The 21,819-nt window shown below is 72.6% G+C and carries 21 protein-coding genes and 1 pseudogene; 15 read left to right on the plus strand and 7 right to left on the minus strand.

Translation table 11 applies throughout. The annotated features are described in order from the left end of the window. Positions 1 to 59 precede the first annotated feature (59 nt). Positions 60 to 1,421 carry an NAD-dependent succinate-semialdehyde dehydrogenase gene (locus tag VA596_RS11365; protein WP_323326001.1) on the plus strand — a complete coding sequence of 454 codons (1,362 nt, stop codon included), beginning with the start codon at positions 60 to 62 and terminating at the stop codon, positions 1,419 to 1,421. Between the two features lie 144 nt (positions 1,422 to 1,565). Here the strand turns inward: VA596_RS11365 and VA596_RS11370 are convergent, their stop codons facing one another. After that, positions 1,566 to 2,852, minus strand: coding sequence for an ABC transporter substrate-binding protein (locus VA596_RS11370; RefSeq protein ID WP_323326003.1), 1,287 nt, complete (start codon positions 2,850 to 2,852; stop codon positions 1,566 to 1,568). Between the two features lie 128 nt (positions 2,853 to 2,980). Here VA596_RS11370 and VA596_RS11375 point away from each other — a divergent pair, with 128 nt between their 5' ends. From VA596_RS11375 to VA596_RS11385, 3 genes are all read left to right on the plus strand, one after another. Beyond that, a complete protein-coding gene (locus tag VA596_RS11375) occupies positions 2,981 to 4,003 on the plus strand; it encodes a LacI family DNA-binding transcriptional regulator (protein ID WP_323326005.1) in 1,023 nt (340 codons plus the stop codon). A gap of 102 nt (positions 4,004 to 4,105) precedes the next feature. Then, a complete protein-coding gene (locus VA596_RS11380) occupies positions 4,106 to 4,474 on the plus strand; it encodes a DUF742 domain-containing protein (RefSeq protein ID WP_323326007.1) in 369 nt (122 codons plus the stop codon). 22 nt (positions 4,475 to 4,496) lie between these two features. After that, positions 4,497 to 5,465, plus strand: a complete 969-nt coding sequence (locus tag VA596_RS11385; protein WP_323326009.1) for an amidohydrolase family protein — start codon at positions 4,497 to 4,499, stop codon at positions 5,463 to 5,465. Here the strand turns inward: VA596_RS11385 and VA596_RS11390 are convergent. Together VA596_RS11390 and VA596_RS11395 are read right to left on the minus strand one after the other, a co-directional pair. After that, complete coding sequence (locus VA596_RS11390) at positions 5,452 to 6,285, minus strand: alpha/beta fold hydrolase (RefSeq protein ID WP_323326011.1); 834 nt, start codon at positions 6,283 to 6,285, stop codon at positions 5,452 to 5,454. The genes VA596_RS11385 and VA596_RS11390 overlap by 14 nt on opposite strands. 65 nt (positions 6,286 to 6,350) lie before the next feature. Then, positions 6,351 to 6,968 (minus strand): TetR/AcrR family transcriptional regulator, encoded by a 618-nt coding sequence (locus VA596_RS11395; protein ID WP_323326013.1) that lies wholly within the window; start codon positions 6,966 to 6,968, stop codon positions 6,351 to 6,353. A 32-nt stretch (positions 6,969 to 7,000) separates the two neighbouring features. Here VA596_RS11395 and VA596_RS11400 point away from each other — a divergent pair, with 32 nt between their 5' ends. The 9 genes and pseudogenes from VA596_RS11400 to VA596_RS11440 all read left to right on the plus strand — a co-directional run bounded on the left by VA596_RS11400 (position 7,001) and on the right by VA596_RS11440 (position 16,313). Further along, positions 7,001 to 7,864, plus strand: coding sequence for an SDR family NAD(P)-dependent oxidoreductase (locus tag VA596_RS11400; protein ID WP_323326015.1), 864 nt, complete (start codon positions 7,001 to 7,003; stop codon positions 7,862 to 7,864). 114 nt (positions 7,865 to 7,978) lie between these two features. Beyond that, on the plus strand, positions 7,979 to 9,307 hold the full coding sequence (locus VA596_RS11405) for a purine-cytosine permease family protein (protein WP_323326017.1): 1,329 nt from the start codon (positions 7,979 to 7,981) through the stop codon (positions 9,305 to 9,307). A gap of 12 nt (positions 9,308 to 9,319) precedes the next feature. Further along, the gene (locus tag VA596_RS11410; RefSeq protein WP_323326019.1) at positions 9,320 to 10,861 is read left to right on the plus strand and encodes a hydantoinase/oxoprolinase family protein; all 1,542 of its coding nucleotides are present in this window, start codon (positions 9,320 to 9,322) and stop codon (positions 10,859 to 10,861) included. Continuing rightward, positions 10,861 to 11,931, plus strand: coding sequence for a DUF917 domain-containing protein (locus VA596_RS11415; RefSeq protein ID WP_323326021.1), 1,071 nt, complete (start codon positions 10,861 to 10,863; stop codon positions 11,929 to 11,931). The genes VA596_RS11410 and VA596_RS11415 overlap by 1 nt, the downstream gene beginning before the upstream one ends. Continuing rightward, positions 11,928 to 13,022, plus strand: a complete 1,095-nt coding sequence (locus tag VA596_RS11420) for a DUF917 domain-containing protein (protein WP_323326023.1) — start codon at positions 11,928 to 11,930, stop codon at positions 13,020 to 13,022. Before VA596_RS11415 ends, VA596_RS11420 begins: the two co-directional genes overlap by 4 nt. Continuing rightward, positions 13,019 to 13,732, plus strand: a complete 714-nt coding sequence (locus VA596_RS11425) for an SDR family oxidoreductase (protein WP_323326026.1) — start codon at positions 13,019 to 13,021, stop codon at positions 13,730 to 13,732. The genes VA596_RS11420 and VA596_RS11425 overlap by 4 nt, the downstream gene beginning before the upstream one ends. Positions 13,733 to 13,753: 21 nt before the next feature. Next, positions 13,754 to 14,410: pseudogene (locus tag VA596_RS11430) on the plus strand (S-methyl thiohydantoin desulfurase domain-containing protein); the annotation flags it as partial. Further along, the gene (locus tag VA596_RS11435; RefSeq protein WP_323327724.1) at positions 14,347 to 14,823 is read left to right on the plus strand and encodes an S-methyl thiohydantoin desulfurase domain-containing protein; all 477 of its coding nucleotides are present in this window, start codon (positions 14,347 to 14,349) and stop codon (positions 14,821 to 14,823) included. The pseudogene VA596_RS11430 and the gene VA596_RS11435, both read left to right, overlap by 64 nt. After that, entirely contained in the window at positions 14,820 to 16,313 is a 1,494-nt protein-coding gene (locus VA596_RS11440) for a helix-turn-helix domain-containing protein (protein WP_323326028.1), read from the plus strand. Before VA596_RS11435 ends, VA596_RS11440 begins: the two co-directional genes overlap by 4 nt. Before the next feature lie 36 nt (positions 16,314 to 16,349). On the opposite strand, the gene VA596_RS11445 is transcribed toward VA596_RS11440, so the two are convergent. Genes VA596_RS11445 through VA596_RS11455 form a run of 3 tightly spaced genes read right to left on the minus strand, consistent with a single transcriptional unit; the run spans position 16,350 to position 19,077 of the window. Next, the gene (locus VA596_RS11445; protein ID WP_323326030.1) at positions 16,350 to 18,236 is read right to left on the minus strand and encodes a WXG100 family type VII secretion target; all 1,887 of its coding nucleotides are present in this window, start codon (positions 18,234 to 18,236) and stop codon (positions 16,350 to 16,352) included. Further along, positions 18,236 to 18,550, minus strand: a complete 315-nt coding sequence (locus VA596_RS11450) for a hypothetical protein (protein ID WP_323326032.1) — start codon at positions 18,548 to 18,550, stop codon at positions 18,236 to 18,238. The genes VA596_RS11445 and VA596_RS11450 overlap by 1 nt, the downstream gene beginning before the upstream one ends. Further along, positions 18,547 to 19,077, minus strand: coding sequence for a YbaB/EbfC family nucleoid-associated protein (locus VA596_RS11455; RefSeq protein ID WP_323326034.1), 531 nt, complete (start codon positions 19,075 to 19,077; stop codon positions 18,547 to 18,549). Before VA596_RS11455 ends, VA596_RS11450 begins: the two co-directional genes overlap by 4 nt. A gap of 190 nt (positions 19,078 to 19,267) precedes the next feature. Between VA596_RS11455 and VA596_RS11460 the strand changes: the two genes are divergently transcribed. Both VA596_RS11460 and VA596_RS11465 read left to right on the plus strand, forming a co-directional pair. Continuing rightward, complete coding sequence (locus VA596_RS11460) at positions 19,268 to 20,266, plus strand: aldo/keto reductase (RefSeq protein ID WP_323326036.1); 999 nt, start codon at positions 19,268 to 19,270, stop codon at positions 20,264 to 20,266. Between the two features lie 39 nt (positions 20,267 to 20,305). Beyond that, positions 20,306 to 20,743, plus strand: a complete 438-nt coding sequence (locus tag VA596_RS11465) for a MarR family transcriptional regulator (protein ID WP_323326038.1) — start codon at positions 20,306 to 20,308, stop codon at positions 20,741 to 20,743. A 407-nt stretch (positions 20,744 to 21,150) separates the two neighbouring features. Here VA596_RS11465 and VA596_RS11470 read toward each other — a convergent pair whose 3' ends face one another. Beyond that, positions 21,151 to 21,696, minus strand: a complete 546-nt coding sequence (locus VA596_RS11470) for a DUF4232 domain-containing protein (protein ID WP_323326040.1) — start codon at positions 21,694 to 21,696, stop codon at positions 21,151 to 21,153. Positions 21,697 to 21,819 lie beyond the last annotated feature (123 nt).

Here is a 21,819-nt window from a genome sequence, read left to right on the forward strand (position 1 = left end):
TCCAGTAGGCTATGGTCGGGTCGACCGCGTTACCGTCAAAGCAGGAGGCTGTCGCTCTCATGTACTCAGTCACCGACCCCGCGACGGGTGAGCTGGTCGAGGAAATCCCGAACGCGACCGACGACGAGGTACGCGCCGCGATCGGGCGGGTGCACGGCGGGTACCAGGCCTGGCGGCGCCGTCCGGTCACCGAGCGGGCCGCTATCGTGCTGCGGGCCGCGGAGCTGTTCGCCGAACGCGCCGACGAGCTGGCCGCGATCATGACCCTCGAAATGGGGAAGCGGATCAACGAAGGCCGCGGCGAGGTGGGCGTCGTCGTCGACATCTTCCGGTACTACGGCGAACGCGGCCCGGACCTGCTCGCGGACGAGCCACTGCCGATCCGCGGCGGCGAGGCCGTGCTCACCAAGGAGCCGATCGGCGCGCTGCTCGGGGTCATGCCGTGGAACTTCCCGTGCTACCAGGTCGCCCGGTTCGTCGCGCCGAACCTGGTGCTGGGCAACACGATCCTGCTCAAGCACGCGTCGATCTGCCCGCGCTCGGCCGCGGCGATCGAGCGGGTGCTGCGGGACGCCGGCGTGCCCGAAGACGCCTACGTGAACGTCTTCGCCTCCAGCAGGCAGGTGCCGTGGATGCTCGCCGACCCGCGCATCCAGGGCGTCTCGCTGACCGGCAGCGAGCAGGCCGGGATCTCGGTGGCGGCCGAGGCCGGGCGGAACCTCAAGAAGTGCGTCCTGGAGCTGGGTGGGTCCGACCCGCTGATCGTGCTGGACACCGACGACCTGGACGAGACGGTGAAGGTCACCGCGACCGCCCGGATGCGCAACTGCGGCCAGTCGTGCAACGCACCCAAGCGGATGATCGTGCTGGGCGAGCTCTACGACGAGTTCGTCGACCGGCTGGCCAAGCGCGTCACGGAGTACTTCGTGCCGGGCGACCCGGCCGACCCGGCCACGACGCTGCCCCCGCTGGCCTCGATCGCGGCGGCGGACGAGGTAGCCGCCCAGGTCGAGACTGCGATCCGCGAAGGCGCAACCCTGCGCGCGGGCGGCCACCGCGTCCCCGGCCCGGGCGCCTTCCTGGAGGCCACGGTCCTCACCGACGTGACGCCGGAAATGGCGGCATACCACGAGGAGATCTTCGGCCCGGTGGCCCTGGTGTTCCGCGCGGAGACCGAGGAGGAAGCGATCGCCCTGGCCAACGACACGCCGTTCGGCCTGGGAGCAAGCGTCTTCGGCACCGACCGCACCCGCGCAACCCGGGTGGCGAGGTCGATCGAGGCGGGCATGGTCTACCTGAACAAGTCTGGGGGCTCGGAGGCGGATCTTCCGTTCGGCGGGATCAAGCGCTCGGGCATCGGCCGCGAGCTGGGCCCGCTGGGGATCGAGGAGTTTATGAACAAGAAGCCCATCCGGCTCTGAACCGGTTCAAGCTCTGCCGGTTTTATCGGACCTCCCGAGCATGGCCGGGTACAGGACGGCGAGAGCTTTGTCCTCATCGGTGACTCGCGGAGGTGGGCGGGGAACAGGGCCAAGTCTCACCGTTCCCCACCCACGACCGGGTTGCTACGGGATGATGCCCCGCGACGCCAGGGCGTCCGCCAGTCGTTCGCGCAGCTCCTGCGCCGTGGCCTGGACGTCGATCTCCGCCGGCGGTGAGAGCACCTTCGAGATCACCGTCGACAGGTTCTGGTACGCCGGGGTCAGGGGGCGGACCGCCGCGTCCGTCAGGGCTGCCTGGATGTCGCCCTTCATCGGGTACTGGTCGGCCATCGTCGGGTTTTCCTTCGGGTCACCCGGTTTCGCCGGGTCGAGCGGGGCCGTGTCGCGGTAGATCGACGCGAGGCTCGGCGGGATGCCGTCGACCAGGGCCTGGTACTTCTGGCTCGACGCGTTGCGCAGGCACAGCGCCGCCTCGAACGCCTCCGGCTTGTGCTGCGAGTACGTGCTGACCGCCAGGTTGAACCCGCCGATCGTCACCCGGCTCGGCTGGCCCGGCACCACCGACGGGTACCGCGTCCACTTGAAGTGGCTCAGGTCCTGCGGCTTCTCCTTGGCGTAGGAGGCGTACACGAACGGCCAGTTCAGCTCGGTCGCCGCCTGCCCGCGCTGGAACGCCTGCCGGATCTCGTCCTCTTTCTGGTTCGTCAGCGACGGGTCCGTGATCCCCGCGGTGGTGAGCCGCTTCAGCAGCTCGAGGGCCTTCACCGCGCCGTCGTCCATCACCACGGACTTGCCGTCGTCGGACAGGATGTGCCCGCCCGCCGACGCCACCAGCGTGTTGTAGAAGACGACCAACCCTTCGTACTGCGCGCCGGTGAACACGACCTGGTACGGCTTCCCGGCCGCCTTCAGCTGCTGCGCCTGGTCCATCAGCTGGTCGAACGTCGTGGGCGGCTTCGGCGTGATCCGGTCGTCGTACCAGAGCAGCTGGACGTTCGTGTTCTTCGTGGCGCCGTAGAGCTTTCCGTTCCACTTGGCCGTGGCCAGCGGGCCGGGCAGGACGTCACGGGTGGCGGCCGCGGCGTCGGCGCCGGTCCACTCCTGCGCCCAGCCGGCCTCGGCGAACTCGGGCACCCAGGTGACGTCGAGGCCGAGCACGTCCAGCGACGTGTCGCCCGCGGCGAGCCGGCGCACCATCTGCTCGCGCTGGCCGTCCGCCCCGCGCGGCAGCTTGTTGTAGACGATCTTGTACCGGCCGCCGGCCTCCTGCGTGCACTTGTCGACCACGGTCTGGAGGTGGTCCTCCGGCGAGATGTAGAGGTTGATCGTCGTGCCCGCGCTCCCGGAGCACGCGACCAGCGCGGTGTTCGCCAGGACGGCGGCGCCCACGACGGGAAGGATCTGGCGCATGTCGGCCTCCTTGCCGGACAGGCCACGCTGATTGCAAGCGCTTGCAGCGATGATTATCCTCGATCAAGGTGGGTGTCAATCCGCCAACCGCGAGTGAATGCAAGCGCTTGCAACGTCGAGGTGGGGGAATGCCGGACAAGCTCGACGACGTCGCCCGGCTCGCCGGGGTCTCCGCGGCGACCGTTTCGCGGGCGCTGCGCGGCGTGCGAGGGGTTGCCGAAGGCACGCGGGCCCGGGTGCTGGCGGCCGCCGCGGAGCTCGGCTACGCGGTCTCGCCCGCCGCGTCGAGCCTGGCCACGGGCCGGACCGGCACGGTCGGCGTGATCGTGCCGTACGTCGACCGCTGGTACTTCTCGCGGATCATCTCGGGCGTCGAGCGGGTGCTGCGCGAAGCCGGTATCAGCCTGCTGCTCTACAACCTCGGTGACGACGCGGGCCGCGCCCGGTTCTTCGCCGAGTTCCCGCTGCGCCGCCGCGTCGACGCGGTGCTGGTGCTCTCCCTGCCGCTTTCCGAGGCCGAACGCGCGCAGCTGCTGAGCCTCGGCGCGCCGCTCGTCACGGTCGGCACCGAAGAACCCGGCGCGGACTCCGTCGGGATCGACGACCACGGCGCGGCGGTGACCGCGATGCGCCACCTGGTCCAGCTCGGGCACCGCGAAATCGGGTTCATCGGCGAAACCGCGCCGGTGCCGCTCGGGTTCACGACGCCGCTGCGCCGGCTGGCCGCCTACCGCGAGGTCTACCACGCGGTGTGCCGGGAGGACGGCCGCGCGCCGGAAGCCGGCTTCGAGACCGGCGGCGGGTTCACCGTCAGCGGTGGGGAACAGGCGATGGGCACCCTGCTCGGCCTGCCCCGGCGGCCGAGTGCGGTGTTCGCGGCGTCCGACGAAATGGCTTTCGGGGCGCTTCGGGCCCTTCGCCGGGCCGGGTTGCGGGTGCCGCACGACGTCTCGGTGCTCGGGTTCGACGACCACGACCTGGCCGGCCTGCTCGAGCTGAGCACCGTCGCGCAGCCGGTGGCCGAGCTCGGCGAGCACGCCGGACGGCTGCTGCTCGCGCGATTGTCCGACGGAAAAATCCTGACATCCCCGGCGATTCTCCGGACAAGACTAGTCCTTCGCGGCAGTACCGCTCCGCCGACGACGCGTTGACCTGCACTTTCTCCAGCGTTGCTCTGTTCGGTCGATTGCGGCCCAGTCGATCAACGGGTCAAATAATCGCCGACAAGGATTAATCGCCGTGAGGAGCTGGCTGTGCACTGGGGGTCCGTGCTCGAAGAAGGCGGGGCGGGCATGGTCCGTCCGTACTTCCGCACCCACGGGAGGACGCGGCCGACGCGGGACCTCCCGGTCGAGACCCTGGTCTCGACCACACCGCGGGGCCGGGCGGTGGTGCGGGGGAGTTCGCGGGAGGAATCGGAGATCTGCGCCCTGCTGCGCACGTCCCAGTCGGTCGCCGAAGTCGCCGCCCTGCGCCGGATCCCGCTGGGGGTGGCGCGGGTCCTGCTGTCCGACCTCGCCGACCGCGGCCTGGTCGCGGTGCACACGGCCCGGATGACCTCGGGCAACCGGCCGAGCCTCGACCTGATGCACCGGATCCTGCGCGGCCTCAGCGCGTTGTGACCCGTCGCGGGATGATCGACCCGTGACGCTCATCGCCATCGAAGAACACTGGTTCACGCCGGAGCTGACGGCCGCCCTCGAAGGCCGTGACGAAAGCCTCGCCTTCAACGACCGGGACGGCAACCAGGAGCGGCTGCAGGACCTGGGAACCGGCCGGATCGCGATGCTGGACGCGCAGGGCATCGACGTGTCGGTCGTCGCACTGGCGCCGCCCGGGACCCAGCCGCTGCCGGCCGGGGACGCCCTGCGCCTGAGCCGCGCTGCGAACGACGTCGCCGCGGCGGCCGTCGAGGCTCATCCGACGCGGTTGCGGGCGCTGTCGACGCTGCCCCTGTCGTCCCCGCCGGACGTCGCGGCGGAGCTGGAACGCGCCGCGGGGCTGGGGCACGTGGGCACCATGGTCTACGGCCGTTCGGGGGACGTCTTCCTCGACGACCCGGCCTACGACGGGTTCTTCGCCGCCGCGGCGCGGCTCGGGCAGCCGGTGTTCATCCACCCCCAGCTGCCGTCGGCCGCCGTCCGCGACGCGTCGTACCGCGGCTTCGACCCCGCGACCGAACTCGCCCTGGCGACCTACGGCTGGGGCTGGCACCTGGACACCGCGACCGCGGCCCTGCGGCTGATCCTGCGCGGCACCTTCGACCGGCACCCCGAGCTGCAGGTCGTGCTCGGGCACTGGGGCGAGATGCTGCTGTTCTGGCTGGACCGGGCCGAAAGCGCGGGCCGCGCCGCCGGCCTGCCGCGGCCGATCGCGGACTACCTGCGGTCGAACTTCCACATCACCTGCTCGGGCATGTTCAACCCGGCGCTGCTTCGGCACGCCCTGTCGGTGGTTCCGGTCGACCGGCTGCTCTTCTCGACCGACTACCCCTACCTGCGGCCGGGCCGGGAGGAGATCGGCACCTTCCTCGGGCACTTCGAGTCCGATGTGGACCGCCGGAAGTTCGCGTCGGGCAACGCCGAACGCCTGTTCGGCCTCAGCGCGCGGTGAACTCGCGGATCAGCCGCGCGAACTCCGCGGGCTGGTCCAGCGGCAGCAGCGTGTAGCTGTCCGCCACCTCGACGAGCTCGCCCTTGGGCAGCAACGCCGCCAGGCGCTTCCCGTGGTCCAGGGGCATCACGCGGTCCTCGCTCGCCCAGGCGACCAGCACCGGGCGGTCGAACGTCGGCAGCCGTTCCGTCGGCTCCAGCAGGAAGCCCGGGTCCGCGCCCGCCGCGCGCAGCATCCGCACGGTGTCGCGGCGGATCGCCGCGTCGGCCAAGAGCGGGCGGACCCACTCGGCTGTCGTCGCGTCGCCCCGCTTGGTCAGCCAGCCGAACGCGATCGGCAGCCGGCGGACCGCCCGCAGGCGCATCTGCTGCATGAACGCCCCGAACAGGCCGGGGGACAGCTTTCCCGTCGCGACCAGCGTCTTGCCGGTGAGCCCGGGCGGGAAGTTGTCGAAGGCCTCGCACGAGCCGAGCACCACGCGGCCGACCCGGGACGCGCCGTCCGCCATCAGCAGTTGGACCAGCGCGCCGCCGGTGTCGACGCCGGCCAGCGTCACGTCGCGCAGGTCCAGCCGCGAGAGGAACTCACCGAGCAGCCGGGCGATCCCGGGCAGTGAGAGGTCGGCGTCCTCGCGCATCGGGTGCCGGTGCGCGCCCAGCGGCAGCGTCGGGACGACGCAGCGGTGGTCGGTGGCCAGGTCGGCGACCGGGCCGTCCCACAGCGAACCGGCCATCAGCAGGCCGTGGACCAGGACGACGACCGGGCCCGGCCCGCCGCTGTCGGTGTACTCGACGGTTCCCGCGGACAGTTCGACCCGCATGTCAGCCTCCCAGTGACGTCCCCTGGCAGAAGTGAACCACGCGGTTCGCAAACTGTCGAGGGACCTCAGCCGGCGGCTTCCTCCCGTTCGACCGCGCGCAGCAGCGCGGCGAACCCGGCCTCCGCGCCGGAGCCGTCTTCGCTGGTCAGCAGGTCCACCAGGAACCCGCGCAGTGCCGCCAGGATCATCTCCGCGACCTCGTGTTTGCGCTGGTCGGGCCAGTGCGGCGGGCAGAACGACACGAGCGTCGGCAGGTACTGCTGCGACGCGCCCCGGCCGAGGGCGGCGTACCGGCCCGGGTCGTACATCGCCAGGCCCATCGCCTGGTCGAGCACCCGCCGCAGCTGCGACTCCTCGTCGCGCAGGCTGTGCCACGCGACCCGGACGCGGGCGGTGAGCGTGGCCGCCTCGGCCGTGCCCGCCGCCAGCGCGTTGCCGATCCGGCGTGCGCGCAGGGTGACGACCGCCTGGCGGAGCAGGTCTTCGGGGCCGTCGAAGTGGTAGAGCAGCACCTTGTGCGTCGTCCCGGCCGCGCGCGCGGCCCGCCGGAGCGAGAAGTCGACGAGGCCGTTCTCGGCGACGTCGTCGGTCACCTGTTCCAGCAGTTCCCGGCGCCGGGCCTCCCCGCGCGGCGATCCCGCCGATCGCCGGTAGCCGGCTCGTTCCCCGGTAGCGTTGTCCACGCGAGACAGCTTGGCACGGGGAGGGGACGTTCATGCGGGTGCTGGTGACCGGGGGCAACGCCGGGATCGGCTACTTCGCCGCCGAGCAGCTGGCCTCGGCCGGCGCGGAGGTCGTGATCGGCAGCCGCGACCCGGCGAAGGCCGAAGCCGCGCGGGCCGCCATCCGCTCGCAGGTCTCCGGCGCGAAGGTCGAGTACGTCCGGCTCGACCTCGCCGACCTGGCCTCGCTCGAAGACCTCGACCCGGGCGAGCTCGACGCCGTCGTCTGCAACGCCGGGATCATGCTCGACCACCCGCCGCGGCGCGAGACGGCCGACGGCCACGAAATGATGTTCGGTACCAACCACCTCGGCCACTTCGCCCTCGTGGCGCGGCTGCTGCCGAAGCTGGCCCCGGAGGGCCGGATCGTCACCACCGGCAGCTTCGCGGCGAAGTCGTCGAGCCTCGACTTCGCCGACCTCCAGAGCGAGCGCGACTACCAGCCGAAGCGCGCGTACGAGCGGTCCAAGCTGGCCCAGATGCTGTTCGCGGTGGAGCTCGACCGGCGGCTGCGGGCCGTGGGTTCGCAGCGGCTGAGCGTGCTCGCGCACCCGGGCGGCGCGCTCGACTCGCTGACGCCGTCCCGGCCACCCGTGCACGTCCGCACCGCCGGCCAGTGGCTGCGTGGCCTCCCCGCCCGGGTGGTGCTGCAGGGCAAGGACGCCGGCGCGCGCCCCGCCGTCCGCGCGGTGCTCGGCCCGGACGTCGCGGGCGGCCAGCTGTGGGGCCCGCGGACGTTCGGCCTGCGGGGCCGGCCCCGGCTCGAACCCCGCTGGGCGAACCTGACCGAAGACCCGTCCGCGGCGCGGTTGTGGGCGGAGAGCGTCACGCTGACCGGGCTGGACCCGCTGGGCTGACCGTGCGACCCGCACAGTCCTGACGCCCGGGGTGTGCACATCGCACGGTGACGTCTCCGGGAGGGCTGCTTACGGTCTGGGGAACCGTTCCCCAGCCCGGAGAAGGAGGTCGGCGTGGCCTCAACAGTCGGTGTCGACGACTATGCCCTGACCAGAGTGCCGGACCACGCCCGGTACTCGTGGTGGTCGGTCGCGGTCCAGCGGTTCGGCCAGGTTTCCGCTCTGTCCCAGTTCCTGCTCGGCGCCACCGTCGGCTTCGGGATGGGTTTCTGGCCGGCGGTACTGGCGTTCACCCTCGGCTCGGTCATCCTCGAGCTCATCACCATCCTCGTCGGCGTCATCGGCGTCCGCGAGGGCCTCTCGACGTCCATGATCGCCCGCTGGACCGGCTTCGGCCGCGGCGGCTCGGCGCTCATCGGGCTCGCCATCGGGATCAGCCTCATCGGCTGGTTCGGCATCCAGTCCGCGGTCTCCGCGCAAGGTCTCGTCGCGCTCATCGGCGGCCTGCCGGAGTGGGGCTGGGCGCTCGTGTTCGGCCTGCTCGTCACCGCGATCGTGGTGCGGGGCTTCCACTCCATGGCCTGGACGGCGTACCTGACCGTCCCGGCGTTCCTGATCCTGGTCGGCTGGTCGATCATCTCCGAACTGACCCGCCACGACCTCGGCGCGCTCGTCTCCTCGGCCCCGCCCGGGCCGTCGCTGAGCCTGCTGCAGGGCACCACGCTGGTGGCCGGCGGCTTCATCGTCGGCGCGGTGATCACCCCGGACATGACCCGCTTCAACCGGTCCACTTCGGACGTCGTCAAACAGACGCTCGTCGGGATCACCCTCGGCGAGTACGTCATCGGCCTGTCCGGGGTGCTGCTCGCGCACGCCGTCGGCTCGGCCGGGATCACGACGATCGTGACGTCGTCGGTCGGCTGGATCGGGCTGCTGATCGTCATCGCGGGCACGATGAAGATCAACGACTGGAACCTCTACTCCTCCGGCCTCGGCGTCGTGAACTTCATCGGCACGGTGTCCGGCCGCAAGGCCCACCGCGGGCTCGTCACGGCGGTGCTCGGCCTGGCCGGCAGCGTGCTCGCCGCGGCCGGGATCCTGGCGAAGTTCACCGACTTCCTCACCGTGCTGGGCGTCGCGTTCCCGCCGATCGCCGGGATCATGGTCGCCGAGTACTTCGTGGTGAAGAAGTGGCGCGGTGACCTGGAATCCGCCCGGGCGCGCGGCACCCTGCCCGACGACGCGCCGCTGTGGGTGCCCGCCACGATCGTCGTCTGGATCGCCGCGGCGCTCTTCGGGGAGTTCGTCGAATGGGGCCTGCCGAGCATCAACTCGCTCGTCGTGGCCTTCGTCCTGTACGTCGTCGCCGGGAAGCTCGGCCTGGTGCGGGGGTTCGGCAGCAGCCGGACCGCCGAGGCCGCTCCCGCCGTCCAGACCGCTTAAAGGAGAATCTTCGTGCGCATCGGCATCGACGTCGGCGGCACCAACACGGACGCCGTCCTGCTCGACGGGCACCAGGTGCTCGCCTCGGTCAAGACCAGCACGACCGCGGACGTCACCTCGGGCATCGTCGCCGCGATCGACGGCCTGCAGCGGCAGCGCGCGTTCGACCCGGCGGCGGTGCGGGCGGTGATGATCGGCACCACGCACTTCATCAACGCCCTCGTCGAGGCGCACCGGCTGGCGCCGACCGCGGCCGTGCGGCTCAGCCTGCCCGCCGGGGCGTCGCTGCCGCCGATGGTCGACTGGCCGCAGCGGCTCGTCGACGCCGTGTCGGGGCGCAGCTACCTGGTCCACGGTGGACACGAGTTCGACGGCCGCCACATCGCGGAGCTCGACGAGAGCGAGCTGCGCAAGGCGGCCGACGACATGGGGGCGGCCGGGGTGCGCAGCGTCGCGATCACCTCGGTCTTCTCCCCGGTCAACGCCGAGTTCGAGACCCGCGCGGCCGAGATCATCGGCGCGCAGCTGCCGGACGTCGCGATCTCGCTGTCCCACGAGATCGGCCGGATCGGTTTGCTGGAGCGGGAAAACGCGACGGTGATCAACGCGGCGCTGCGGGAGCTGGCCGCGCACATCGTCGACGGCCTGGCCGCGTCGGTCACCGGCGCGGGCATCACCGCGCCGCTGTACCTGAGCCAGAACGACGGCACGCTGATGGACGTCGACTTCGCCCGCCGCTACCCGGTGGCGACGTTCGCGTCCGGGCCGACGAACTCGATGCGCGGCGCGGCCGTGCTGTCCGGTTTGGACACCTGCGCGGTGGTCGACGTCGGCGGCACGACCTCGGACGTCGGTGTGCTGCGCCAGGGCTTCCCGCGCGAGGCGACGACCGACGTGAGCGTCGCCGGGATCCGCACCAACTTCCGGATGCCGGACGTCCTGTCGATCGGCCTCGGCGGGGGCAGCCGGGTGCGCGGGAACGTCACCGTGGGCCCGGACTCGGTGGGCTACGAGCTGACGTCGAAGGCCCTGGTCTTCGGCGGCGACACGCTCACCGCGACCGACATCGCGGTCGCCGCCGGCCGCGCGGACATCGGCGACGCGTCGCTGGTGTCGCATTTGGACCGCGGGTTGGTCCGGGCGGCACTGGATCGCATTGCCGCCGACGTGTCCGATGTGGTCGAGCGGATGCGGACGTCCGCGGAGCCGTTGCCGGTGGTGGCGGTCGGCGGTGGCTCGGTGCTGTTGCCGGACGAGCTGGCCGGGTGCGGTGAGGTGCACCGGCCGGAGAACTACGCCGTGGCCAACGCGATCGGCGCGGCCATCGCCCAGATCGGCGGTGAGGTCGACCGCGTCTACGTGATCGAACCCGGCCGTCGTGAGTCCGTTGTGGACGAAGCCAAGCAGGAGGCCGTCGACCGGGCGGTCGCCGCGGGCGCTTCACCGGCCTCGGTCGGCATCGTCGACTTCGACGAGGTGCCCATCCCGTACCTGCCCGGCAACGCCACGCGCATCCGCGTCAAGGCCGTCGGCGACCTGCAGCTGGGGGCGTGATGCGCGAGATCACGCTCACCGACCTGGACGACATCGCGCGCGGCGCGGCGATCCTCGGCACCGGCGGCGGGGGCGACCCGTACATCGGCCGGCTGCTGGCCGCCGCGGCGGTCCGGGCGGACGGCCCGGTGCCGCTGGTTTCACTGGCGGAGCTGGACGACGACGCCGTCGTGCTGCCCGTGGCGATGATGGGCGCGCCGACCGTGATGGTCGAGAAGCTGCCCTCGGCCGAGCAGGTCGGCCTCGCCGCGCGCACCCTTGCCGGGTACCTCGGCAAGGAGCTGACGCACATCGCGTGCGCCGAGGCGGGCGGGGTCAACTCGCTGATCCCGGTCGTCGCGGCCGCGCAGCTGGGCCTGCCACTCGTCGACGCCGACGGCATGGGCCGCGCGTTCCCGGAGCTGCAAATGGTTTTGCCGACATTGTACGGAATCCGCGCGACGCCGATGTCCATCGCGGACGAGAAGGGCAACCGCGGGGTACTGGACACCGTGGACAACCACTGGGCCGAGCGGCTGGCCCGGTCGGCGACCATCGACATGGGCTGCTCGGCGATGATCAGCAACTACGCCATGTCCGGGGCCCAGGCCCGGGAGGCGATGGTGCCGGGCACGCTCAGCCTGTGCGCCGAGCTGGGCGCGCTGGTGCGGTCCGCGCGGGAGGCGCACGCCGACCCCGTCGCTTCCGTCGTCGAACGGCTGGGCGGCCGGCGGCTGTTCAGCGGCAAGGTCGTCGACGTCGCCCGCCGGACCGTCACCGGCTTCGCCCGCGGGGAGGCCCGGCTGTCCGGGATGGACGGTGACACCGGCGCGGAACTGGTGCTGCGGTTCCAGAACGAGCACCTGGTGGCCGAGCGCGACGGTGTCGTCGAGGCGTCGGTGCCCGACCTGATCTGCACGCTGGAGCGTGAGTCCGGCGAGGCCGTGACGACCGAGGGCCTGCGGTACGGCCAGCGCGTCACGGTCATCGCGGCCCCCGCCGATCCGCGCTGGCACACGCCGGAGGGCCTCGCGCTGGCCGGGCCGCGGTACTTCGGGTACGACATCGACCCGATCGGGGTGGCCGGGTGAGCTGGACCCTGACCGAGGACGACCTGCCCGACCTCGCCCGCGGCGCCGCCGTGCTCGGCACCGGCGGGGGCGGCGACCCGTACGTCGGGCGGCTGCTCGTGCGCGAGGCGATCCGCGAGCACGGGCCGGTCACGATCCTCGATCCGTCCGAAGTGGACGACGACGCCCTGGTGATCCCGACCGCACAGATGGGCGCGCCGACCGTGGTGCACGAGAAGCTGCCCAGCGGAACGGAACCGGTGCTGGCGTTGCGGACGCTGGAGGAGCACCTCGGCCGCCGGGCCGAGGCGACCATGCCGATCGAGTGCGGTGGCATCAACTCGATGATCCCGCTGCTGGTCGGCGCGCGGCTCGGCCTGCCGGTGGTCGACGCCGACGGCATGGGCCGCGCGTTCCCCGAACTGCAGATGGAGACGTTCGGCGTCTACGGCGTCCCGGGCTCGCCGATGGCGATCGGCGGCGAGCGGGGCGAGACGGCGGTGATCGACACCGGCACCGACAACCGCCGGATGGAGTGGCTGGCGCGCGGCGTCACCGTCCGGCTCGGCGGGGTCGCGCACATCGCCGAGTACGCGATGAGCGGCGCCGACGTCAAGCGGACCGCGGTACCGCAAACGCTTTCGCTGGCCCTGACCGTGGGCCGGACGATCCGGTTCGCGCGGGAACGCAACGAGGATCCCGTTGCACGGCTGGCCGAGGCATTGGTCGAAACGCCGTACCAGCACCTGCGGGTGCTGTTCCGCGGCAAGGTGTCCGATGTGGAGCGCCGCACGGAGGAGGGCTTCGCCCGGGGCCGCGCGGCGGCCGTCTCGTTCGACGGTGCGAGCAAGCTCGAGATCCTGTTCCAGAACGAGAACCTCCTCGCCACTGTGGACGGTGAGGTGCGCTGCCTGGTGCCGGACCTGATCTGCGTGCTGGAGGCGTCCACGGCCGAGCCGATCACCACCGAGACCCTGCGCTACGGCCAGCGCGTCACCGTGGTCGGCATCTCGACCCCGCCGCTGATGCGCACGCCCGAAGCGCTGGACACCTTCGGCCCCGGCGCCTTCGGGCTGCCGCACCCCTTCACCCCCGTCGAGGAGATCGCGTGAGCACGCTGGAAGACCGGACCGTCGTGATCATCGGCGGCGGCTCGGGCATCGGCCTGGAGGTCGCCCGGCGGGCGGCTCTCGACGGCGCCAAGGTGCACCTCGGCGGGCGCACGTCGTCGAAGCTCGCGGCCGCGGCCGAGCCGCTCGGCGCCACCTGGCAGGTCGTCGACAGCACCGACCAGGATTCCCTGGCGGCGTTCTTCGGCGCGCTCGACCGCGTCGACCACCTGTTCACGCCGGGCGCGTCCTATGTGGTCGGACCGCTGCGCGAGCTGAGCGACGAGGACGCGGCCAGCCCGTTCGAGACGAAGTTCTGGGGCCAGTACCACGCCGTCAAGCACGCGGTGCCCCGGTTGTCCGCGGACGCCTCCATCGTGCTGATGTCCGGCGCGGCGAGCGTCCGGCCACCGGGCGCGGCGCCCGCGTACGTCGCCTGCAACGCGGCGATCGAGGGCCTCGGGCGTGGGCTCGCGGTGGAGCTGGCCCCGGTCCGGGTGAACGTCGTCGCGCCGGGCACGATCGACGGCACCCTCTGGGCCGGGCGTCCCGCCGCGGTGCGGGAGGCGAGCTTCGCGCAGTACTCGCGCGACACGCTGCTGCACCGCGTCGGCCGCGAGTCCGAAGTGGCCGACGCGGTGCTGTACCTGTTCGGCAACGGCTACACGACCGGGTCGACGTTGTATCCCGACGGAGGCTACGCGCTGCGCTGAGGGCGGCTAATGTGGTCGTCCATGCGCATCACGGCCGGTGACGTGCCCGCCCTCGAACGCGGCGCCGCCCTGCTCGGCTCCGGTGGTGGCGGCGACACCGCCACCAGCGCCGTCCTGCTGCGCCGGCAGCTGGAGCGGGGTCCCGAGCCGCTCGTGCGGTCCCTCGGTGAGCTGCCGCCGGCGGCCTGGGTGGTGCCGGTCGGCGTGGTCGGCGCGACGGCCGCGTTCACCGAGAAGCTGCCGAGCGGTGACGAGTTCGCCGCCGCCGTGGCGGCGGTGGAACGCTGGACCGGCGAGCGCGCCGACGCGGTGATGTCCATCGAGATCGGCGGCCTCAACGGGCTCATGCCGCTGGTGGTGGCCGGGCAGCTGGGACTGTCCTACGTGGACGCCGACCTGTCCGGCCGTGGCCTGCCCCGGCTCGACCAGCTGGCGGTCGCCGCGGCCGGCCGCGGCGTCGCCCCCGCCGCGCTGGCCGAACAGGGCGGGCACGTCATGCTGCTGGCGGCCGGTTCGGACGTGATGGTCGAGCGCAGCGCCCGGGCGTTCGTCGCCAGTTCCGGTGGCTGGGCGGCGCTCGCGCTCGCGCCGATCCCGGCCGGTGAGCTGGTGGCGTGCTCGATCCCGGGGACCACCAGCGCCGCGCTGGCCCTCGGCCGCCGCGTGCTCGCCGTGGGGGAGAGCCCGGCGCGGCCGGCCCTCGAAGCCGCGTTGGACGGTGCGGTGCTGGCCCGCGGCGGGTCCTCGAGGTCGCGCGGCACGTCGGCCCCGGCCCCCACGGCAGCCCGGGGTTCGGCCGGGGCAGCGTCACGCTCGCCGACCACGACGGCGGCGACCTGCTGCGGCTGGAGATGGAGAACGAGTACCTCCTGGCCCTGCGCGACGGCGTCCCGGTCGCGTCCACCCCGGACGTCCTGTCGGTGCTGGACCACCGCACCGGGGTGCCGGTGCAGTGCGACGCGATCCGCGTCGGCCTGGAGGTCGACGTCGTGCGCCTGGCGGCCGCGCCGTTCTGGACCGACCCGCGGCGGCTGCCGGTGCTGCAGCCCCGCGCGTACGGGATCGACTGCGACCCGGTGGGTGTCCGATGAGCCTGCGGCAGGTCCTCGCGTCACCGTCCTGGGCCGAGCACGTCCGCCTGCTCGCCGGCGCCGCGGGCCTTGACCGTCCACTCGCGACGGTTCAGGCCACTTTGGACGCTTCCCACGACCCGGTGCCGGACGAGCTGGTCGTCGTCGTCCGGCCGGTCGCCGGCATCGACTGGCAGATCGACGCCCTGCTGCGCCGGTGCGCCGACGCCGGGGCCACCGGGGTGCTGCTGCCGGGCACCGAGCCGCTCGCCGCGTCGCGGCTGCTCGCCGACCGGCTGGCCGTGCCGCTGCTGACCACCGGCGCGTCGCCGCTGGACCTCGTCGTCGAGGCACGGCTGCTGCTCGCGGCGCCGGAACTGGCCCGGGCGGACCTCCTGCTGGCCACGCACCGCGCCCTCGGCGACCGGCCGCGCCCGCCCGAGGACGTCGTCGCGGTGCTGCGGCGGCTGCTGCGCTCCCCGGTCGCGGTGCTCGACGACCGCGGCGCGCCCCTGGCCGGTGACCTCGCCGAAACCGGGAGCGTCCGGCTCGGCGAGCCGGTGCCGCAGCGGATCGACCTCGACGGCGGGGTGCTGCTCGCGCACCCCGTCCTGCTGCAGCGGCCCGCGCTGTGGCTGACCGCCGAGCTGCGGGGAACCGAGGCCGCGCGCGCCGACGTCGTGCCGCCCGCGCTGGCCGTGGCGGCCGGGGTGCTGCAACGCTGGCTGCTCGCCAATCGCCTCGAGCTGGAACGCGACGCGCGCTCGCGCACGGCGTTGCTCGGCGACCTGCTGCGCCTCGACTCCGAGCCGGGCGCCGACCTGCGCCGCCGCGTCGCCGACGCGGGCTGGCGGCTCGGCGGCTGGCACGTCGGGCTGCACATCGGCGTCTCCGCGGCGGTCGACACCGTGGCCCGCACCCAGGAGGTGGTGCGGGCGCTGGGGGCCGAGGACGTCGAGGCGGTGGTGGTCGAGCACGGCGACGGCTGGACCGGCTGGGTCACGTTCGACCAGGAGCCGACCGCCGAGCGGGTGCGGTCGCTGGCGAGCCGGCTGCAGGCGGCGCACCGGGCGCTGCGGCTCGGGGCGCACATGGGGGTGGGGCGGCCGCACCCGCGTCCGGACGGCCTGGCCGCGACGGTCGCCGAAGCGAGCGACGCGTCACGGCTGGCCGCGACCCGCCCGGAGACCGGGCACTTCCTGCACGTCGACCAGCTCGGCATGGCCCAGCTGCTGCTCGAGTGGACCCGCACGGACACGTTCGAACCCGCGGCCCGGGCGCTGGTCGCGCCGTTGAAGGACGCGCCGGGGGACCTGGTGCGGACGCTCGCGTCCTATTTGGACGCCGAGTCGTCGATCGCGGAGACGGCGACGGTCCTCGGCGTGCACCGCAACACGGTGGCGGCCCGGATCGCGCGGATCGAGCAGCTGCTGGGCGTGGACCTGTCCCGCCCGGACGAACGGCTGGCGCTGCACCTGGCCTCGCGCGCGGTGATCCTGGCCGGCCCGTGACCGGCGGGGCGCTCTTCGGCGCCCCGCCGGGTGAGGCTAGTTGTCGTCCCCGCCGCCGGTGACGTTGCCGATGCTGGCCGGCACGCCCTTGATCAGGTCGACGACGGTCTTGCCGGCCAGGCCGGACTTGCCGAACCACGGGTCGGTCATGACCTTGATCGCCGACTCGAACTTCTCGGCGCCCTCCTTGCCGAAGACCTTGCCCAGCTCGTGCACGGAGAAGTTGCTGATCTTGTCGAACTTCTGCATGATCTCCGGCGTCACACCGTCCATCTTGGACAGTTTGTCCCGGATGACGTTGGTCATCTGGTCGGTGAACGGCTTGTGCGGCGTCGGCGCCGGGGTGGCGGCCGGATCGGGCGTGGCCGACGACGGCGCCGGGTCGGGCTTGGGCGGCGCAGGGTCGGGCTTCGGCGGTGCCGGGTCCGGGGTGGTCGACGAAGAGGACGGCGTGGTGTCCGGCTTGGGCGGCGCAGGGGTTGGTGCCGGGTCGGGGGTGGCCGACGAGGAGGACGGTGCCGGATCTGGCTTCGGCGGTGTGGGCTCCGGCTTGGGCGGGGTCGGAGTCGGGTCCGGGGTCGCCGAGGACGGCGTGGTGTCCGGCTTCGGCGGGGTCGGCGCTGGGTCGGGCGTGGCCGAGGACGAGGACGGTGCCGGGTTCGGCTTGGGCGGTGCTGGTTCGGGTTTCGGCGGTGCCGGTGCCGGGTCCGGGGTCGCCGACGAGGACGACGGTGCCGGGTCCGGCTTCGGCGGTGTGGGCTCGGGCTTGGGCGGTGCCGGCGTCGGGTCCGGGGTCGCCGAAGACGGTGTGGTGTCCGGCTTCGGGGTCGGCGGTGCCGGGTCGGGCTTCGGTGCCGCCGGCGGCGGTGTGGGTGCCGGGTCCGGGGTCGCCGAGGAGGGGGTGGTGTCCGGCTTGGGCGGCGCGGGTTCCGGCTTCGGCGGGGCCGGCGCCGGGTCCGGAGTGGCCGAGGACGGTGTGGTGTCGGGCTTCGGGTCCGGCTTCGGCGGCGCGGGGTCGGGCTTCGGCGTGGCCGGCGGGGGTGTCGCGGTGCTGTCGCCCGGCTTCGGGGCCGGCGTCGCGTCCGGCTTCGGCAACGGGGTCGCGGGCGGCTTCGGGGTGGGGGTCGGCGTCAGGCTGCTGGCCGGGGGCTTCGCCCCGGCCAGCTCGTCGCCCGCCTTGCCCATCTTCGCCAGCGACGCCACCAGGTCGCCCAGCTTCTTGGCCAGCTCGATGAGCTTCGTGCCGATCTTGCCCAGCGCCGTGGCCACCGTGCCGATCGTCGTGCCGACGAAGATCGCGATCGACGCGCCGAACGTCACCGGGGCCAGCGCCGCCGCGATCAGGGCGCCCTTGATGATCGTCGCCAGCAGCATCGCGATCAGGTCGCGGAAGATGCCGCGGAACGCGCCGACGATGCCGCCGGCGATCTTCATGTTCTTGCCGGCCTGGTCCAGGTACCAGCCGAGCGAGCTCAGCTGCTCGGTGACCGCGTCCATGTCCTTCTTGAACGCGTCGGCCGCCTTGCCGGACCAGTCCTTCAGCAGCGTGTCGAGGGCCGTCTGGTGGTCCTGCGACCACTGCTCCAGCTTCTTCTTCTCCGCTGTGAGCGCCTCGCTGGCCGCCGCGATGCCAATCGGGTCGCCCATCAGGATGTCCAGCGGCCACCGCAGGATCGTGATGTGCTCGATGAGCCAGCCGATCCCGGCGGTCAGCAGGCTGCCGATCGGGTCCAGCACGAGACCGATGGTCTCCAGCGCCATGCCCGCCGAGCCGATGCCGATCGCGACCTTGTCGTTGTCCTTGACGGCCTTGTCCAGGCCGACGGCCGCCTCGAAGAACCCGGCGCCGGCGGAGGCGTTGTCGCTGTTGAAGAGCTCGCCGCCGTGGAGGCTGACGTCCTTGCTCTTGTAGTCGTCGGCCACTATTCGAACCTCACGATCGAGTCGACGGCGTCGTCTTCGCCCGCCTTGTAGCGCTTCGCCGCCTCCGCGACCTTGTCGGCGAACTCGCCGATGGTCTTCGCGTAGTCCCCGAACTGGTGGTGCGCCTTGTCGGTCCACGTGCTCGCGCCCGCGGCCATCAGCTGGCACGCCGGGTTGATGCCGAACATGCCGGGGTCGCAGGTCATGCCGCCGACGAGGTCCGCGGTGCTCTTGAGGTTGCTCTCCAGGTCGTCGAGGTGCTGGCCGAACTTCGCCAGCGGCTCGGAGTCGACCCGGAAGCCGCCGCCGCTCACCAGGGGTTCGATTCGTCGTCGGAGTGGTCTTCGACCGGGGGACGGCGACGCGGGGCGGGCCCGGCCGGCGGCGGCCCCGGCGGCCGCGGCGGTGCCGGCGGCGGGGTCGCGGCGGGCGGCGGGGTCCGTTCGGGCTCGGCGTTCTCCGGCGCGGCGAAGTTCCCGTCCGGCGGCGGGTCCGGCGGCAGGAAGGACCGGACCATGTCGGTGGATTCGCTGTCGCCGTTGATGGTGGCGAAGGAGTCGGCGACGCTGCGGGCGGTCTGGCGCTGCGCGTCCCGCACCGTGCTCATGATCGCCGCGGTCAGCCGGGCCGGGCCCATCTCGCAGGCCCGGAAGCCGAGCTCGAGGTTGGTCAGGGCGCCGTTGGGGGCGAGCGTCACGGTGACCGCGCCGTCGCGGGACCGGACGGTGGCACCGGCGGCCGAAATCGCTTCGGTCAGCGCGGCCGCCTTCGCCTGCATGTCCCGGACCTGCCGGTCGAGCAGCAGCTGGAAGTCTTCACCTGGCCCCAGGTTCGGTTGCACGAATTCGACTCCTCGCCCTCCGGGGAAGCCGCCCACCTGCGGCGACCTGGATTCGGGCAGATTAGCGCACACCGGACGTTCACCCACTGATAGTCGGGGGTATGCCTGCTTTTCTCCTCGTTCTTGCCCGGTTGTGCCTCACCCGATCGGGGTTGACCCGGACCGCGGTCCGGGTTGCACGCTCGGAGGCATGACCGAACTGGACGACTACCGGCCGCTGGGCCGCTCCGGGCTGCGCGTCTCGCCGCTGGCCCTGGGCGCGATGACCTTCGGCACCGGCGCCTTCTGCGCCGACGACGGCACCGCCCGCAAGATCTTCCGCACCTACGTCGAGAGCGGCGGCAACTTCGTCGACACCGCCGACAACTACGGCGACGGCCGCAGCGAGGAGCTCGTCGGCGAGTTCCTGCGCGACACCGGGCGCGACGACGTCGTGCTCGCCACCAAGTACTCCGGGCCCAAGTTCCGCGACGGCGGTCCCGTGTCGGATCCCCGGCACCGCAGCAACGGGCGCAAGAACATGGTCGCCTCGCTGGAGGCGTCGCTGCGCCGCCTCGGTGTCGACCACGTGGATCTCTACTGGCTGCACATCTGGGACGGCAGCACCCCGGCCGAAGAGGTGATGGGCGCGTTCGACGAGCTGGTGCGCGCCGGCAAGGTCCGCGCGGTCGGGCTCAGCGACGTCCCGGCCTGGTACGCGACGAAGGCGGCCATGCTGGGCGGCCCGCCCGTGACGGCCCTGCAGCTGGCGTACTCCCTGGTCGAGCGCGCGATCGAGGCGGAGTACGTGCCCCTGGCCCAGGAGTTCGGCACGGCGATCCAGCCCTGGGGCGCGATCGCCGGCGGTTTCCTCTCGGGCAAGTACACCCGCGACGGCGCGGGCACCGGCCGCCTGGCGGGAGTCGACGTGCCGGAGAACCGGTGGGCGATCCTGGACGCCGTCCGCGAGATCGCCGCCGAGGTGGGCGCGACCCCGGCCCAGGTGGCCCTGCACTGGGTGACCCGCCGGCCCGCGATGCCCGCCCCGCTGATCGGCGCGAGGTCACCGGAGCAGCTGACGGAGAGCCTGGGCGCGCTCGCCCTGGACCTGACGCCCGCCCAGCTGGACCGCCTGACCGAGGTGAGCGAGGTGCCACTGCCGTTCCCGCACGACGTCTTGAAGCAGCTCAACGCGGGCTTGCCTCGCTAGCGCGTTGACAGCCTTCTGACCAGGGCGGACGATGCGGTCGTGGCTTCTGACGTCGTTCTCCCGGCCCTCCTGCGCGCGACCCGCGGCAGCTACGGCGCGGCGATCCGCGCCCGCCTGGCCGAGGGCGGCTTCGACGACCTGCCGCGCAACGGCCCGTACGTCCTCGGCGGCCTGGTGAACCACGGCGGGTCGGCCCGGCAGCTCGTCCGCGAGCTGGGCGTCGGCAAGCAGGCGGCTGCGCAGCTGGTCGACACCCTGGTCGCGCGCGGTTACCTGACCCGTGAGCCGGACGTCACGGCAACCGAACGCGGCCGGGCGGCTGCGGCGGCGATCCGCGCGGCGGTGAAGTCGGTGGACGACGAGCTGGCCACACTGATCACCGGGACCGAGCTGGCCGGCCTGCGCGCGGGGCTCGTGGCACTCACCGAGATCCGGGAGCGCTTGGAGGATGTGGAGCGCGGGTCCGCTGTGGGTTGAGGTTTATCCACGGTGGACTGGGGTACGGCTGGCGGTCGTGGGCCTCGGCCGAGCTGGCTGGCGAGCGCCTGGAGGGCGCCGGTTCGCTGCGGGTTGAGGTTTGTCCACGGTGGACTGAGGTACGGCTGGCAGTTGTGCGCCTTGGCCGAGCTGGTTGGTTCGGCGGCATCCGGGTGCGCTTGGAGGGTGTTGGGCGCCGGTCCGTCGTGGGCTGAAATTCGTCCACAGTAGACTGGGATGCGGCTAGCGGTCGTGCGTCTCGGCCGAGCTGGCTGGTTGGCTCGGCGGCGGCCATGAGTTCGTCCGCGGTGGGCCGGGCGGGTACGCCGGTCGGCTCAGCGGCTGTGAGGGTGCAACAAAAGCTGGTCCACTGTGGACAAATCCATCCACAGTGGACCAGTCGAGCGTCACGTAGTAGGCGCACCTGCGGTGACCGGGCCCACGGTCAGGGTGTGGGCCTCGGTGGAGTTGTCCATCGCTCCCTGGGTCCAGGGCAAGGTGATCGCCGGGTCGGAGGTGTCGCCGCGGGGGGTGGTTGTTGCCGGGGCGGTCACCGTCACGCTTACCGGCGATACCTGGTTCTCCGGGGCCTCGATGCCGGTCCAGTGCAGCAGCATCGAGGCGGGCGCGCCGTCGGCCACGGTGACCGGCGGGGCGTCCGCGGCGGCCGGGTCGGTCGTCACGGTGATGCCGTCGGCGCCGGTCAGGGTCACCGGGAGCGAACCCGGGAGCGTGCACGAGTCGCCCGGCTTCGCGGTGAAGACCACCGAGGCGTAGCGCTGGCCCGCGCCGGGGTCGCCGGCGACCAGGGTTGTGTCGACCTGGCCGGACGTGCAGTTGAAGTCGGTCGGCATCGCGGAGGCGGCCCCCGCCCCGGCGACGACGGCGGACGCGGCGGCGCCGGTCACGGCGAGGGCGGTCACGGTGCGGCGGATGCTCGGACGAACGGTCATGAGCTGGACCCCTTCCTGTCAGGCGGGCCGGTGAGTACTTCACCGAACTCCGCGCTCACTAGGAAAGATGCCCACGACCCGTTCGGGTTAGCTCCGAAGTGGGGTTGCCCGCACAAAAGCAAC

Origin of the sequence: Amycolatopsis heterodermiae, assembly GCF_034929455.1 — a bacterium.
In the GTDB taxonomy this organism is placed as follows: Bacteria; Actinomycetota; Actinomycetes; order Mycobacteriales; family Pseudonocardiaceae; genus Amycolatopsis; species Amycolatopsis heterodermiae.

Coding starts and splice junctions, on each gene's coding strand:
- VA596_RS11365 (WP_323326001.1), top strand. CDS start 60: ATGTACTCAGTCACCGACCCCGCGACGGGTGAGCTGGTCGAGGAAATC.
- VA596_RS11370 (WP_323326003.1), bottom strand. CDS start 2,852: ATGCGCCAGATCCTTCCCGTCGTGGGCGCCGCCGTCCTGGCGAACACC.
- VA596_RS11375 (WP_323326005.1), top strand. CDS start 2,981: ATGCCGGACAAGCTCGACGACGTCGCCCGGCTCGCCGGGGTCTCCGCG.
- VA596_RS11390 (WP_323326011.1), bottom strand. CDS start 6,285: ATGCGGGTCGAACTGTCCGCGGGAACCGTCGAGTACACCGACAGCGGC.
- VA596_RS11400 (WP_323326015.1), top strand. CDS start 7,001: ATGCGGGTGCTGGTGACCGGGGGCAACGCCGGGATCGGCTACTTCGCC.
- VA596_RS11415 (WP_323326021.1), top strand. CDS start 10,861: ATGCGCGAGATCACGCTCACCGACCTGGACGACATCGCGCGCGGCGCG.
- VA596_RS11440 (WP_323326028.1), top strand. CDS start 14,820: ATGAGCCTGCGGCAGGTCCTCGCGTCACCGTCCTGGGCCGAGCACGTC.
- VA596_RS11460 (WP_323326036.1), top strand. CDS start 19,268: ATGACCGAACTGGACGACTACCGGCCGCTGGGCCGCTCCGGGCTGCGC.
- VA596_RS11470 (WP_323326040.1), bottom strand. CDS start 21,696: ATGACCGTTCGTCCGAGCATCCGCCGCACCGTGACCGCCCTCGCCGTG.